Source organism: Pseudomonas sp. 01L34 (assembly GCF_056400265.1).
Genome location: NZ_JBFTSX010000005.1, coordinates 215,288 through 228,639, shown reverse-complemented (window position 1 = coordinate 228,639; position 13,352 = coordinate 215,288). Strand labels below are relative to the sequence as shown.

At 60.4% G+C, this 13,352-nt stretch carries 12 protein-coding genes; 5 read left to right on the top strand and 7 right to left on the bottom strand.

Features of this window, described 5'->3' with window-relative positions; all coding sequences use genetic code 11:
- Positions 1 to 17 precede the first annotated feature (17 nt).
- The 4 genes from AC1DQM_RS16540 (at position 18) to cmoB (ending at position 3,012) form a co-directional block, all read left to right on the top strand.
- On the top strand, positions 18 to 410 hold the full coding sequence (locus AC1DQM_RS16540; RefSeq protein WP_018927036.1) for a protease inhibitor I42 family protein: 393 nt from the start codon (positions 18 to 20) through the stop codon (positions 408 to 410).
- A gap of 2 nt (positions 411 to 412) precedes the next feature.
- A complete protein-coding gene (locus AC1DQM_RS16535; RefSeq protein WP_477746516.1) occupies positions 413 to 1,048 on the top strand; it encodes a lysoplasmalogenase in 636 nt (211 codons plus the stop codon).
- A gap of 231 nt (positions 1,049 to 1,279) precedes the next feature.
- Positions 1,280 to 2,059: a carboxy-S-adenosyl-L-methionine synthase CmoA gene (gene cmoA / locus AC1DQM_RS16530; protein WP_018927038.1), complete on the top strand. Its 780-nt coding sequence runs from the start codon at positions 1,280 to 1,282 to the stop codon at positions 2,057 to 2,059.
- Positions 2,056 to 3,012: a tRNA 5-methoxyuridine(34)/uridine 5-oxyacetic acid(34) synthase CmoB gene (gene cmoB / locus AC1DQM_RS16525; RefSeq protein WP_018927039.1), complete on the top strand. Its 957-nt coding sequence runs from the start codon at positions 2,056 to 2,058 to the stop codon at positions 3,010 to 3,012. Before cmoA ends, cmoB begins: the two co-directional genes overlap by 4 nt.
- A 35-nt stretch (positions 3,013 to 3,047) precedes the next feature.
- Here cmoB and tadA read toward each other — a convergent pair whose 3' ends face one another.
- From tadA to treP, 7 genes are all read right to left on the bottom strand, one after another.
- Positions 3,048 to 3,545, bottom strand: coding sequence for a tRNA adenosine(34) deaminase TadA (gene tadA / locus AC1DQM_RS16520; protein WP_018927040.1), 498 nt, complete (start codon positions 3,543 to 3,545; stop codon positions 3,048 to 3,050).
- Positions 3,545 to 4,921, bottom strand: a complete 1,377-nt coding sequence (locus AC1DQM_RS16515; RefSeq protein WP_477746515.1) for a multicopper oxidase family protein — start codon at positions 4,919 to 4,921, stop codon at positions 3,545 to 3,547. The genes tadA and AC1DQM_RS16515 overlap by 1 nt, the downstream gene beginning before the upstream one ends.
- Before the next feature lie 102 nt (positions 4,922 to 5,023).
- Complete coding sequence (locus AC1DQM_RS16510) at positions 5,024 to 5,311, bottom strand: PTS sugar transporter subunit IIB (protein ID WP_477746514.1); 288 nt, start codon at positions 5,309 to 5,311, stop codon at positions 5,024 to 5,026.
- A gap of 2 nt (positions 5,312 to 5,313) precedes the next feature.
- Positions 5,314 to 7,842, bottom strand: coding sequence for a phosphoenolpyruvate--protein phosphotransferase (gene ptsP, locus AC1DQM_RS16505; RefSeq protein WP_477746513.1), 2,529 nt, complete (start codon positions 7,840 to 7,842; stop codon positions 5,314 to 5,316).
- Between the two features lie 62 nt (positions 7,843 to 7,904).
- Entirely contained in the window at positions 7,905 to 9,128 is a 1,224-nt protein-coding gene (locus AC1DQM_RS16500; RefSeq protein ID WP_086944751.1) for a maltoporin, read from the bottom strand.
- A gap of 93 nt (positions 9,129 to 9,221) precedes the next feature.
- Entirely contained in the window at positions 9,222 to 10,871 is a 1,650-nt protein-coding gene (gene treC, locus AC1DQM_RS16495) for an alpha,alpha-phosphotrehalase (protein WP_477746512.1), read from the bottom strand.
- Between the two features lie 41 nt (positions 10,872 to 10,912).
- Complete coding sequence (treP, locus tag AC1DQM_RS16490) at positions 10,913 to 12,355, bottom strand: PTS system trehalose-specific EIIBC component (protein ID WP_477746511.1); 1,443 nt, start codon at positions 12,353 to 12,355, stop codon at positions 10,913 to 10,915.
- Between the two features lie 237 nt (positions 12,356 to 12,592).
- On the opposite strand from treP, the gene treR reads away from it, so the two are divergent.
- Positions 12,593 to 13,297 carry a trehalose operon repressor gene (treR, locus tag AC1DQM_RS16485; RefSeq protein ID WP_111454293.1) on the top strand — a complete coding sequence of 235 codons (705 nt, stop codon included), beginning with the start codon at positions 12,593 to 12,595 and terminating at the stop codon, positions 13,295 to 13,297.
- Positions 13,298 to 13,352: the final 55 nt, after the last annotated feature.

The following is a 13,352-nucleotide window of genomic DNA, read 5'->3' as shown; positions in this document are numbered from 1 at the left end:
CCGGAGCCGCTGATCTTATGTCCCCCACTCGCCTGTTTGTCCCCCTCGCCCTTGCTCTGCTGAGTGCTTGCGCCTCGCAACCGAAACAGAACCTGACCGTGGAAAAACAAAGCGAATGCCCGGCGAAACTGCACAACGGGCAAACCCTGATCCTGACGCTGCCAAGCAACCCGACCACAGGTTACCGCTGGGCGATCCAGGATTCAGCCGGTGGTGTGTTGCGCGCGCTCAGCCCCGAGGTCTACAGCAACCCGGAAGACGCCGGAATCGTCGGCAGTGCCGGCGTCTCGACCTGGCGTTTCCAGGCCTTCGCCACCGGCACTGGCCGCCTGCGGCTGACTTACTCACAACCGTGGGCACCGGAAGTACCGGCGGTGCAAACCTTCGACTGCGCCATCGCGGTTAACTGATCGTGGGCTGGCTGATTCTGGCGCTGATGGGCGCGGTGACCTTTATGTATGGCCTGAGCGTGCATGCCGCGCTGCTCTGCCTGCTGGTCAAACCGATGCCTGTGCTGGCCCTGCTCGGCTGGTTGCACGATGCACCGCCCAGCGAGTATCGGCGCTGGATCAGCCTGGGTTTGATTTTCTCCTTGGTCGGCGATGTGTTGCTGGCATGGCCGCAAGACTTGTTCGTGTTTGGACTTGGAGCATTTTTGCTCGCGCATCTGGCGTATCTGAAGGCTTATTTGAGCGATTGCCGGCGTCTGGCTGTGTTGCCGCTGATCCTCGCCTTCGGCGTGGGTGCCGTGCTGCTGGGGATTCTGATTTCCAATGGCTTGGGGCCGCTGCTGGTCCCGGTGATCGTCTACGGCCTGGCCATCAGCGCCATGCTCTGGCGCGCCCTGGCCCGACTCGGCACCGATGTGCCCAAACGCTCGGCGCTGCTGGCAGCGGCGGGCGCGGTGGCGTTTGTGTGTTCTGACAGCGTGATTGGCATTAACCGGTTTGTGATGCCATTTCATGCCGCGCCTTACGTAATCATCCTGAGTTACTGGCTGGGGCAATGGGGGATTGCGGCGTCGGCGTTCACCCAGCGGCAACGCTAACCCTGTGGCGAGGGGTCTTGCCCCCGTTGGGCTGCGCAGCAGCCCCAAACCCAGCCGCCGCATCCTTTCAAATTAATTGCATCTACCCGCTTTACGACGGCTACGCCGCCGAACGGGGCAATGCGGCGTTCCGACAAGCCCCCTCGCCACAAAAGCCCCTTCGCCCTTCAAATTGCATCAACCAGCCGGTTTATCAGCAAACCCGCGCATCCCCGCGCCAAGTTGGCTAAAATGCCGGCCTTTTCCACCTACACCGCTGGAACCGCCGTGAGCAAAGAATCCGATCGCCTTTTCGCCCAGCCTTTGGCCCAGGTGCCTGACTTCGCCTTTAACGAGGACGTGGTGCGGGTGTTCCCGGACATGATCAAGCGCTCGGTGCCGGGTTATCCGACCATCGTTGAAAACCTCGGCGTGCTCGCCGCGCAATTCGCTCAGCCAAACAGCGTGCTCTACGATTTGGGTTCGTCGCTGGGCGCCGTGACCCAGGCCTTGCGCCGCCACGTGCGCACCGACGGCTGCCGCGTCATTGCTGTGGATAACTCCGCGGCCATGGTCGAGCGTTGCCGCGAATACCTCAACGGCCAGGACTCGATGTTCCAGGAGTTGCTGCCGGTGGAAGTGATCGAAGGCGACATCCTTGCCCTGGAATTTCAGCCGGCCTCGGTGGTGGCGCTGAACTTCACCCTGCAATTCATCGCCCCGGACCAGCGCACCGCGCTGCTCGCGCGCATCCGCCAATCGCTGTTGCCCGGTGGCGCGCTGATTCTCTCGGAGAAGCTGCGCTTCAATGACCCCGAAGAACACGCGCTGCTCACTGACCTGCACGTGGCCTTCAAACGCGCCAATGGCTACAGCGAACTGGAAATCGCCCAGAAGCGCAGCGCCATCGAAAATGTCATGAAGCCCGACAGCCTCGAAGAACATCGCGAACGCCTGTTGGCCGCCGGTTTCTCGAAAGTCGTGCCGTGGTTCCAGTGTCTTAACTTTGCCTCGTTGATTGCCTTGCCATGATTGATTTGTCCCCCCTCGCCCGCCGTCTGGCCGGTACTCCGCTGGCCGAATGGGCCAACACCCTGCAAGTGCAACTCGACAAGAAAATGGAGAAAGGTCACGGCGACCTGGAGCGCTGGCAGAGCGCACTGGATGCGTTGCCGAAGATCCAGCCGAGCGAAGTCGACTTGTTGAACGGCCTTAAGCTGGACACCGATTGCGACGATGAAACCCGCGCGCAAATGCGCACCGCGCTGATGGGTTTGTCTCCTTGGCGCAAAGGGCCGTTTGACCTGTTCGGCGTGCATGTCGACACCGAATGGCGCTCGGACTGGAAGTGGTCCCGGGTGTCTCCACATCTGGACCTGAAGGGCAAACGCATCCTCGATGTCGGCTGCGGCAACGGCTATTACATGTGGCGTATGCTCGGCGCCGGGGCCGACAGCGTAATTGGTGTCGATCCGAACTGGCTGTTCTTCTGCCAGTTCCAGGCGGTGCAGCGTTACCTGTCCGAGCCCAATGCCTGGCACCTGCCCTTCCCTTTCGAAGACCTGCCGCCGAATCTGGAAGGGTTCGACACCGTGTTTTCCATGGGCGTGTTTTACCACCGCCGCTCGCCGATCGAGCATTTGCTGGCGCTGAAGGATTGCCTGGTCAAGGGCGGTGAACTGGTGCTGGAGACGCTGGTGATCGAAGGCGATCAACAACAGGTACTGGTGCCGGAAGACCGTTACGCACAGATGCGCAATGTCTGGTTCCTGCCGTCGGTGCCGGCGCTGGAGCTGTGGCTGCGTCGCGCCGGGTTCAGCGATGTGCGTTGCGTGGATGTGAGCATGACCACGGTCGAGGAACAACGCGGGACGGAATGGATGAAGTATCAGTCGTTGAGCGATTTCCTTGATCCGGATGATCACAGCAAAACGATCGAAGGGCTGCCGGCGCCGATGCGTGCGGTGATTGTTGCCCGCAAGTAAAAGCTTCGCGGGCAAGGCGGCCTACCTGTCGCCGCCTAATCCGCTGGCTTGGCCCTACGGGCCTTGAAGAACTCGCTCAACACCGCCCCGCACTCCTCGGCCAACACCCCGCCTTCGTACAGCACCCGGTGATTCAAAAAGCCCTGGGTAAAAAACTGCCCCTGGCTCTGCACAATTCCGGCCTTGGGCTCCAGCGCGCCATACACCACCCGCGCAATCCGCGAATGCACGATCAGCCCGGCGCACATGCTGCACGGCTCCAGCGTCACGTATAGCGTACTGCCCGGCAGGCGATAGTTGCTGGCGGCCTGGGCGGCGGCGCGGATCGCGACCATCTCGGCGTGGGCGCTGGGGTCATTGCCGCTGATCGGGCAATTGAAACCGCGCCCGATGATTTCACCGTCCTGCACCAGCACAGCACCCACCGGCACTTCACCCAGCGCCGCGCCTTCGGCGGCGAGGGCCAGGGCTTCGCGCATGAAATCACGATCACGGCTGCGGTCGATAATTGCCGCGGGGCGTATCTGACGCATCACGCCACCTCGATGGCGGCCATCAGGCCGGTTTCCATGTGGTCGATCACATGGCAGTGGAACATCCAGACGCCCGGGTTATCCGCCACCAGCGCCACTTGCGCGCGCTCGTTCTTGCCCAACAGGTAAGTGTCGGTGAAGTACGGGATAACCTTGTGCCGGTTCGAAGAAATAACCTTGAAGCTCATGCCGTGCAAATGGACCGGGTGCTGATACTGAGTCATGTTTTTCAATTCGAAAATATAGCTTTTGCCCTTTTCGAGCTTGGCAATCGGTCGGTCGGCGCAGGTCTTGTCGGTGATATCCCAGGCCTTGCCGTTGATCTGCCACAGGCTGGGCGGCTTGCCATTGTCGACGTTGACTGACACCGAACCCACCCATTCGAAATTGAAGTTGAGTTTCTCGGCATTGGCCAGGTCCGGCTCGGCCACCGGGTTGGCGGGCAGTGCCGGCGGCCACTCGGTTGGCGCGTCGGTATTGGCCACTGAGCGCAAGGTGCCCAGGCGTACCGGACCGTTGCGCAGGGACAATTCTTCGCCGGCCGGCGGAGCCTTGATGGCCAGGCAAATGCGCATGCCCGGGCCGAGCCAGTATTCCTTGCCCAGTGGGCGCGGTTCAATCGGGTTGCCGTCCAGCGCGTAGATCTGCGCTTCGACACCGGGAATATTAAGGCGATAAGTCAGCGTGTTGTCGAGGTTGAGCAGGCGTACGCGGGTGATCTGCCCGGCGGGCAATTCAATCACCGCTTGCGACACACCATTGATGGTCGACAGCCCCCCCGCCGTACCGCCACGGGCCGCTTCACGAGGAATGCTGAACGGCACGAAAGCACCGACTTCATCGACATGCCAGCTCTTGAGGCTCAAGGTCTTTTCATACTTGAAACCGGTGGGCTCGCGCTCTTCGATGATCAGCGGGCCGACCAGCCCGCGACCGAGCTCCTCGCTGCTGTTCACGTGCGGGTGATACCAATAGCTGCCGGCGTCGGGCACACGGAACTTGTAGTCGAAGTATTCGCCCGGCAGTACCGGCAATTGCGACACGTAGGGCACGCCGTCCATTTCCAGCGGCAGACGGATGCCGTGCCAGTGAATGGTGGTCGCCACTGGCAAGTGGTTGATGAAGCGCACCCGCAGCCATTCGCCCTGACGCACGCGCAACTCAGTGCCCGGCGCCGAGGGGCCGAACGCCCAGGCCTCGGTCTTGTGCCCGGCCACCAGTTCGACGTCCAGCGGGGCGGCGATCAGCTCATAGTCGTGGCCGGCCTCAGCGTCGGCCATCTTGCCCAGCCAGTAACGCGACGCGCCACCGGCCCCCACGCCAACCACCACAAGACCGGCCAGACCACCGAGTATTTGTCGACGGGTAAAGGACATGAACTCAACTACCTCACGTATCAGCCACAGGCGCGATGCCTGCAAAAGGCGAATACGATACACCTGCGGATGAGAAACAGTAAGGGCAACGCGTGGGAACGATCACTGCAAACCGGTGAGCAGATGCACCACTCCACCGTCCAGCATCATCACGCCTGGCACTCCAGCCGCCGTCAACGCCTGCCGATCCATCCGCGCCACATCCCGTAACTCCACCCGCATCCTGGTCAGCGCCACGGGCTGATGCGACTTGAGGTTATCCACACCGCCCAGTGCGGCCACGACATTCGGTGCCAGTCCGGAAACGGCTTGAGCTACCGCTTTCGACTCATCCACCACCAGATCCGGGGTCAACGCTTTCCAGAACGCCCGCTGCATTTTCTCGAACATGCTCAGTTCTCCAGAACCAGTGAAGTATCGACCGTGGCCTCGTGGTGCAGCCGCAATGCCTCGCGTACCTGCCCGGCACTTTCCAGCCCCAGCACTTGCTGGGCGATGGCCTGACAGTCCAGCAGGTCGACTTCGCGAACCGCCGCCTTGATCGCCGGAATCAGCGGCACGCTCACCGACAACTCATCCACGCCAAGCCCCAGCAACAACGGCACCGCCAGATGTTCCGAAGCCAGGGCGCCGCACACACCGACCCATTTGCCATGGGCATGGGCGGCTTTCACAGTACCGGCGATCAAGCGCAGCACCGATGGATGAAAACTGTCGGCCTGACTAGCCAGCCGCGGGTGATCGCGGTCCATGGCCAGGGTGTATTGGGTCAGGTCGTTGGTGCCAATGGAGAAGAAATCCACCTCGGGCGCAAACAGATCCGCCATCAGCGCCGCTGCCGGCACTTCGATCATGATCCCCAGTTTCGGCAGTTCCGTGAGCCCTGCTGCCAGCGCTTCCTCTTCAAGCAGCTGACGGGCCAGCCGCAACTCCGACAATTGCGTGACCATCGGCAACATGATGTGCAGCCGAGCCAACCCGGCGCTGCTCAGGATCGCCTTGAACTGATCGCGCAACAGCTGCGGACGCTCCAGACACAAACGAATGCCGCGCATGCCCAGGAACGGGTTGGTTTCACGGTCCATCGGCACGTAGGCCAATGGTTTATCGCCGCCGACATCCAGGGTCCGCACCACCACATTGCGCGCAGGCCCCAATGCTCGGGCGATGGCCCTGTAGGTGGACGCTTGCTCGTCATGGCTCGGTGCATGGTTGCGATCCAGATAAAGAAACTCCGAACGCAACAGACCGACGCCCTCGCCGCCCAGTGTCATGGCCTGTTCCGCTTCGGCCAGCGAAGCGATGTTGGCGGTGATTTCAACGTGATGACCATCGCGGGTACAGGCAGCCAGCGCGGCATTTTCCAATTCATATTGCCGGCGTTTCTTTTGTCGCTGACGATTGGCTTGCAACTGCTCGATGGCGGCCAGTTCGGGATCCAGCTGCAACTCGCCCTGGTCGGCATCGAGCAAAACCCGGGTGCCATTGGCCAGTGTCAGCACCTGAACCGGCAAACCGCAGATCGCCGGCAAGCCGAAGGCCCGGGCGAGAATCGCCACGTGACTGGTGGCGCCACCGCCGACCGTCGCGAACCCCAGCACCTTGCGCGTGTCCAGGCCAGCGGTCTGGGAGGGCGTCAGTTGCTCGGCAATCAGAATCGCCCCTTCCGGCAACTCCATCGCCTGATCCTCGACGCCGAGAATCAGCTTGAGCACCCGTTGACCAATGTCGGCCAAATCCGCTGCCCGTTCGGCCAGCAAGGCATTGCCCAGTTTTTTGAACAAGGTAGCCGTCGACTCTGTGGCAGCCCGCCAGGCGAAACCGGCGCTTTTTCCGGCGTCGATCAATGCCAGGGCCTGATCCAGCAGGCTTGGGTCTTCGAGCAGTTCCTGATGCGCCTTGAAGATATCTGCCTGGGCGTCACCCGTGGCCTGGTCACGCAACTGCTGCAGGTCCAGGACCGCCGTCGCCAACGCCTGGGACAGGTGCTCGCGCTCAACTTGCGCGCCCCGACCGGATTCAATGACTTCAAGGGTCTGCTGCGCGATCTGCACCACCGGACCAAACGCCGACCCCGCCGATGCACAGACGCCGTGCAGCACCTTCAGCGATGAAGCATCAGCCGCAACCGTTTCAACCTCTGCCATCACCGTCACGGCTTCTCCGCACCCGGCGGCCAGCAACTCGACCAAGGTCTTGATCGCCACTTCGGCATCCGCGCCCGCCGCGCTGACTTGCACGATGTCGCCGTGAGCGGTCTGCAACGCCATGATCGCCACCAGGGATTTGGCGTTCGCGCTGTCCTGCTGTTTATGCAAACAAATACTCGCCGAAAAACCTTTCGCCGCCTGGGCAAACACCGCCGCAGGGCGGGCGTGCAAGCCATTGAGATTGGGCAGCGTCAGCGGTTTTGAGAACAGTGCCTCGCCTTCCTCCAGCTCATCGGCCGCTACTTCAAACGGATTCAAGCTCAGCAGCAACTGACCACTTTCCACTACGCCCGTTTCAGGCGTCAGCCAAGTGAACGGCTCACCGCTGACCACCAACATCAAGGTCAACAAACTGCGGGCGTTCAAGGCAATGTAATCGGCATCGAACTCGATCAGCGCCTGCCCCACCTCAACCCGCTGACCTTCCTCCACCAATCGGGTGAAGCCCTTGCCGGCCAGGTTCACGGTGTCGAGGCCAATGTGCATCAACACCTGCACGCCGTTGTCGTCGGTGATGCTGACGGCATGCCCGCTGGCCTGCACATTGCTGATCACTCCAGCCAGCGGTGCGCACAAGGTGGACGAGGTCGGGTCGATGCACAGACCGTCACCGATCACGCGACTGGAAAACACCTGATCAGGCACCTGGTCCAGCGGCATCAGCACGCCGGACAAGGGTGCCAGCAGTTGCAATTGTTGGGGTGTGGCCATGACGTCACCTGCTGTTTTGTTCTTTGAAGTGCCGATGGAGCGCGAGGCCCCGACAGCATCGCTTATTTCCACCAGTACTCGACCTGCAATCCGACGTTCGAGCCGTGTCGCGCGGTGCCGAAGGCGCCCGTGTCGGACAACGCCGAACCTGCCGCCAGTTCATTGGCCGCCCGTTTGGCCGCCTCGTTCCAGCTGGCATAGGTGTAATACAGACGCACCTCGGGGCGCGCCCAGAATTCCGGGCCCTTGGGTGACCAGGTCGGAGCGATGGTGAACTTGCTCAGTTTGCGCGTGCCGCCTGTGGCCTCGACCTGATCATGGCCCAGCTCGGTCACCAGTTTGATTTGCTCGGTGATCGCATAGGCCGGGCGAATCCCGAGGGAAATCCAGTTCTGGTCAGCGCCGTCGGGGCGAATGTCCTTCTGATAAACCGCCTCGACCTGCCCGCCGAAGCGCGGCGTCACTTGCCAGTCGAAGAACTCCACCACGCGATAACTTTTACTGCTGTCGTCCAGCTTCACGTTACCGGTATAGCCCAACCCCGTGCCGGGGCCTTCGCCGTACTGAAAGGCCAGTTTGTTCTTGCCGCCCAGAAAACCTTTCTGCACATGCTGGGTGGTGATCGCCCAGCCACGGTGAGCGTCGCGGCTGTCGGGTTTGTCGATGTAGCTCAAGCCGAACTCCAGCTCACCGCCGGGGTTGGTGTTGAAGCCGGCGACGTTGAAATCGTGACGGTTGATGTAGTCCTTCTGGTACAGGTTGTCCTTGCGCGAGAAGGCGTAGCTGTACTTCAGATCGCCGATCAGCACGTCCTCGATACCGCCGCCGGTGGCGCTCTGGTTCCAGTAGTAGAAGTCGGAAATATGGATGTCGTTACGTTTGTAGTAACGCCGACCGGCCCACAGCGAACCACCATTGAGGCTGGGCATGTTCGACCATTGCGCATACAGCTGCGGCATGCGCACCGAGCCGTTGTCACCGTTGAACGTCAGGTCCTTGTCGTACTGGTTATACAGCGATGCCATGCCGTCGACGCTGAGCACCGAACCATCGTCCAGGGTGTACAGATCCTGGCGCAATTCAAGTTCGGCGTACTGCTCACATTCGTTACCCAAGCGATATTTGGTCTGCGCCCCCGGCAGCTGGAAACACTGCTGTTTACCGCTGTTAACCGAGGTCCCGACGCCGCTGCGCAAGTAACCGGCGAATTCCAGCGCCTGGGCTGACAGTGGTAATGCCAGGCACACGCCCGCCGCTACAAGACTGCGATTTATTGTTGTTTTCAAAAACCACCTCATTATTTTTATTGTGTGATGCAGCAAAACCGGCGCGCAAAACTCCCCCGCGCAGTGTTCTGCGTGTTGTTTGAAACAGTGTTTTTAAATGTTGGTCAGGTGCAGAACGAACGACTCATAGGGCCGTAAAAAGACCTGCCGATGTCGTGGCGGACAGTCCGGGTAATTGCTGATCACCAGACGTTGTGCCATCGCTTCGCTGATCACCTCCGACGGCAGTTCAACTTCGCACGGCGTGCCATAAAAGTTATTCAACACCAGCAAGCGCTCACCATTGCCTTCACGCACGTACGCCCAGATTTGCGTGTGTTCAGGCAACAACTGCCGGTACACACCATCGGACATCAGCGCTTCACTGCGGCGCAGGGCAATCAGCAGACGGTAGTGATGCAGCACCGAATCCGGGTCGTCGAGTTGGTGGGCGACGTTGATTTGCGCGGCATTGGCCGGCACCCCGATCCACGGTTCGACAGCGCTGAAACCGGCGTTCGGCTCGGCGCTCCAGTGCATCGGCGTGCGACTGTTGTCCCGGGACTTCTGCATGATCGCCGCCATGTTGTCGGCGTCGCTGGCACCGGCCTCGCGCTTGAGCCGGAAGATGTTCAGAGTCTCGACATCGCGGTACTGATCGATGTGATCGAACCCCGGATTGGTCATGCCCAGCTCTTCACCTTGATACACAAACGGCGTGCCCTGGAGGAAATGTAGCGCGGTACCGAGCATCTTCGCCGACACCACCCGATGCTCGCCGTCATCACCAAACCGCGACACCACCCGCGGCTGGTCGTGGTTACACCAGAACAGCGCGTTCCAGCCACCGCCGGCCTGCATGCCGGTCTGCCAGTCGGAGAGGATGCGCTTGAGTTCGAGGAAATCGAAATCGGCGCGAATCCACTTTTGCAGGTTCGGGTAATCAACCTTCAAGTGATGAAAGTTGAAGGTCATCGACAGCTCTTTCGACTCCGGCCGCGAGTAGCGAATGCAGTGTTCCAGACTGGTGGACGACATCTCGCCGACGTTGATCAGGTCATGACCTTCGAACACTTCGCGGTGCATCTGCTGCAAGTACTCGTGGACGTTCGGGCCATCGGTGTAAAAGCGTCGACCGTCAGTGTTGTCCTCAGGGAAATCCGCCGGTTTGGAAATCAGGTTGATCACATCCAGACGGAAACCGCCCACGCCTTTGTCGCGCCAGAACCGCATCATCTTGAAGACTTCAGCGCGCACCCTGGGGTTGTCCCAGTTCAGGTCGGCCTGCGTGTGGTCGAACAAGTGCAGGTAATACTGACCGGTCTGGGCTTCGTACTCCCAAGCCGAACCGCCGAACTTGGATTCCCAGTTGTTCGGCTGGTCGCGCCAGATATAGAAGTCGCGGTAAGGGCTATCGAGGCTGCTTCGGGCCTGCTGGAACCAGGTGTGTTCGATCGAGGTGTGGTTGACCACGATGTCGAGCATCAGCTTGATCCCGCGCTTGGCGGCTTCGGCAATCAGCAACTCGCAGTCAGCCATGGTCCCGTAACTCGGGTCGATGGCGTAGTAATCGCTGATGTCGTAACCGTTGTCACGCTGGGGCGAACGCAGGAACGGCGTAATCCACAGGCAATCGACACCCAGCCAGTGCAGGTAATCGAGCTTGGCCACGACGCCGAGCAAATCCCCCGTGGGGTTGCCGGCGTGGCTGTGAAAACTCTTCGGATAGATCTGGTAGATCACCGAACGTTGCCAGTCTTGCATGGCGGATTCCTTTTTGAATAGGTACTGGCGAATGCGATCTATCAGGCGACCCGATACCCGGGCCGGACAATCTTCATGCTCAACCCGCAGGTCAAAACAAACGGCACGACCATGGCAATCACCATCCCGACCACGAACATCGGAATGAACTGCGGGATGATCGAGATGAAACCGGGCAAGCCGCCAACGCCGATCACCGAGGCCTGGACCTTGTTCAGCGACAGGAAAATGCAGCCCAGGGCGGAACCGATCAGGGCCGCATAGAACGGAAACTTGTAGCGCAGGTTGACCCCGAACATGGCCGGTTCGGTGATGCCGAAGTAGGCGGAAATCGCCGAGGTCGAGGCCATGCTTTTGTCCCGCACACTGCGGGTCATGTAGAACACCCCCAATGCCGCGCTGCCCTGGGCGAGGTTGGACATGACGATCATCGGCCAGATGAACGTGCCACCCTGGGTGGAGATCAGTTGCAAGTCGACCGCCAGAAACATGTGGTGCATGCCAGTGATCACCAGCGGTGCGTAGAGCAGGCCGAAAATCGCCCCGCCAACCATCGGCGCCAGGTCGAACAGGGTGACCACGCCTTCAGTGATGAGAATCCCCAGATGGCGGGTCACCGGACCAATTACCGCCAGCGCCAGCACACCGGTGACGACGATGGTGGTGATCGGCACCACCAGCAGTTGAATGGCGTTCGGCACCCGTGCCCGCAACCACTTTTCGATGACGCTCATCACATAGGCCGCCAGCAGGATCGGCAGGATCTGGCCCTGATAACCGACTTTCTCGATCTGGAACACACCGAGGATGTCGAAGTACGGCAAGCTCTGCCCCTCAAGCCCGGCCACCGCCTTGCCGTAGTTCCAGGCGTTGAGCAGGTCCGGATGCACCAGCATCAGGCCGAGCACGATGCCAAGGATTTCGCTGCCACCAAAGCGCTTGGCCGCCGACCAGCCCACCAGCGCCGGGAGGAACACGAAGGACGTGTTGGCCATCAGGTTGATCAGGCTCCAGAGCCCGTCCAGCGTCGGATAGGCGTCCAGCAGGGTCTTGCCCTCGATGAACATGCCCTTGGCGCCGATCAGGTTGTTGATGCCCATCAGCAGGCCGGCAATGATCAGCGCCGGGAGAATCGGCATGAATACGTCGGAAAACACCCGCACCAGTCGCTGCATGGCGTTGATCTTGTCGGCGCTTTTTTGTTTAACGTCGGCGATGGTTGCAGCCGCCAGACCGGTTTGACGGCGCAGTTCGGCGTACACCTTTTCAACTTCGCCGGGGCCGATGACCACCTGGAACAGGCCACCGGTGAAGAACGAACCTTTCACAAGATCAATCTGATTCAGCGTGGCGCTGTTGACCAGGCTCGGGTCCTTGAGGGCCAGGCGCAGCCGTGTGACACAGTGCGCGGCCTGCTCGAGGTTGTCGCTGCCACCGAGGCTGTGCAGCAGCTCGGTGACGATGTTCGGATAGTCATGGCTCATGCTTGTTCTTCCGCTGTAGTTTTTTGTTATTGGCAGCACGCCGAAGCGAAAAATACTCGTCTGTACGAGTTAAAGCAACAACTCGTCTGTACGAGTTTGATTTTGTTTATCCTGAACCCGACAGGCGGCGATATTTCCTACCCCCTAAGTCAAAGAAACCCAAAGCCGCATGGACAAACCCCTACCCTGCCCTTAAGGTTCAAAACCTTGAGCACAACGCGGCACAGAGCCATCCCCATGAGTAAATACAACCAGATCTACAGCGATCTGCTTGCCAGCATTACCACCGAACGTCTGGAACGCGGCGCCCGATTGCCTTCCGAAACCGAACTGATGGACAGCTATCAAGCCAGTCGCGGCACCGTGCGCAAGGCCATCGAGCAATTGCAGGAGCGCGGTTTCGCCCAGAAAGTCCACGGCAAAGGCACCTTCGTGCTGTCCACCAACCCGATCGAGTTTCAGCTCGGCGGCATCGTCAGCTTCCAGGAAACCTACCCGCGACTGGGCAACGACGTCAGCACCGAAGTGGTCGAATTCACCCAGATTCCCCTCGAAGGCCCGCTGCTCGAACACATCAAGGCGGCTGAAGGCAGCCTGATCACGCGGATCAAGCGCGTGCGGCGGATCGACGGCAAACGCGTGATCCTTGACATCAACCATTTCGTCAGCGACGTGATTCCCGGCCTGACCCGCGACATTGCCGAGCAGTCGATCTACGCCTTCATCGAACAGACCCTGCAACTGCAAATCGCTTACGCCCAACGCACCATCGAAGCGGTGCCCCGGAGCAAGGATGACCAGCAACACCTGGACCTCGACGGCCAGAGCCATGTGATCGTGGTCAGTAACCAGACGTTCCTGCAAGACGGTCGCCAGTTCGAGTACACCGAATCGCGGCATACCCTCGACAAGTTCTACTTTTCGGATGTGGCACGGCGCTGACCCTACACGTTCCGGAATCGTGTTTGTACATAACTATGTAGTGCACTTCCCTTGA

Bases quoted from the DNA above. Each gene is read 5' to 3' on its own strand.
- AC1DQM_RS16540 (WP_018927036.1), top strand. From the start codon at position 18: ATGTCCCCCACTCGCCTGTTTGTCCCCCTCGCCCTTGCTCTGCTGAGT.
- cmoA (WP_018927038.1), top strand. From the start codon at position 1,280: ATGCCGGCCTTTTCCACCTACACCGCTGGAACCGCCGTGAGCAAAGAA.
- cmoB (WP_018927039.1), top strand. From the start codon at position 2,056: ATGATTGATTTGTCCCCCCTCGCCCGCCGTCTGGCCGGTACTCCGCTG.
- tadA (WP_018927040.1), bottom strand. From the start codon at position 3,545: ATGCGTCAGATACGCCCCGCGGCAATTATCGACCGCAGCCGTGATCGT.
- AC1DQM_RS16515 (WP_477746515.1), bottom strand. From the start codon at position 4,921: ATGTCCTTTACCCGTCGACAAATACTCGGTGGTCTGGCCGGTCTTGTG.
- AC1DQM_RS16510 (WP_477746514.1), bottom strand. From the start codon at position 5,311: ATGTTCGAGAAAATGCAGCGGGCGTTCTGGAAAGCGTTGACCCCGGAT.
- ptsP (WP_477746513.1), bottom strand. From the start codon at position 7,842: ATGGCCACACCCCAACAATTGCAACTGCTGGCACCCTTGTCCGGCGTG.
- treC (WP_477746512.1), bottom strand. From the start codon at position 10,871: ATGCAAGACTGGCAACGTTCGGTGATCTACCAGATCTATCCGAAGAGT.
- treP (WP_477746511.1), bottom strand. From the start codon at position 12,355: ATGAGCCATGACTATCCGAACATCGTCACCGAGCTGCTGCACAGCCTC.
- treR (WP_111454293.1), top strand. From the start codon at position 12,593: ATGAGTAAATACAACCAGATCTACAGCGATCTGCTTGCCAGCATTACC.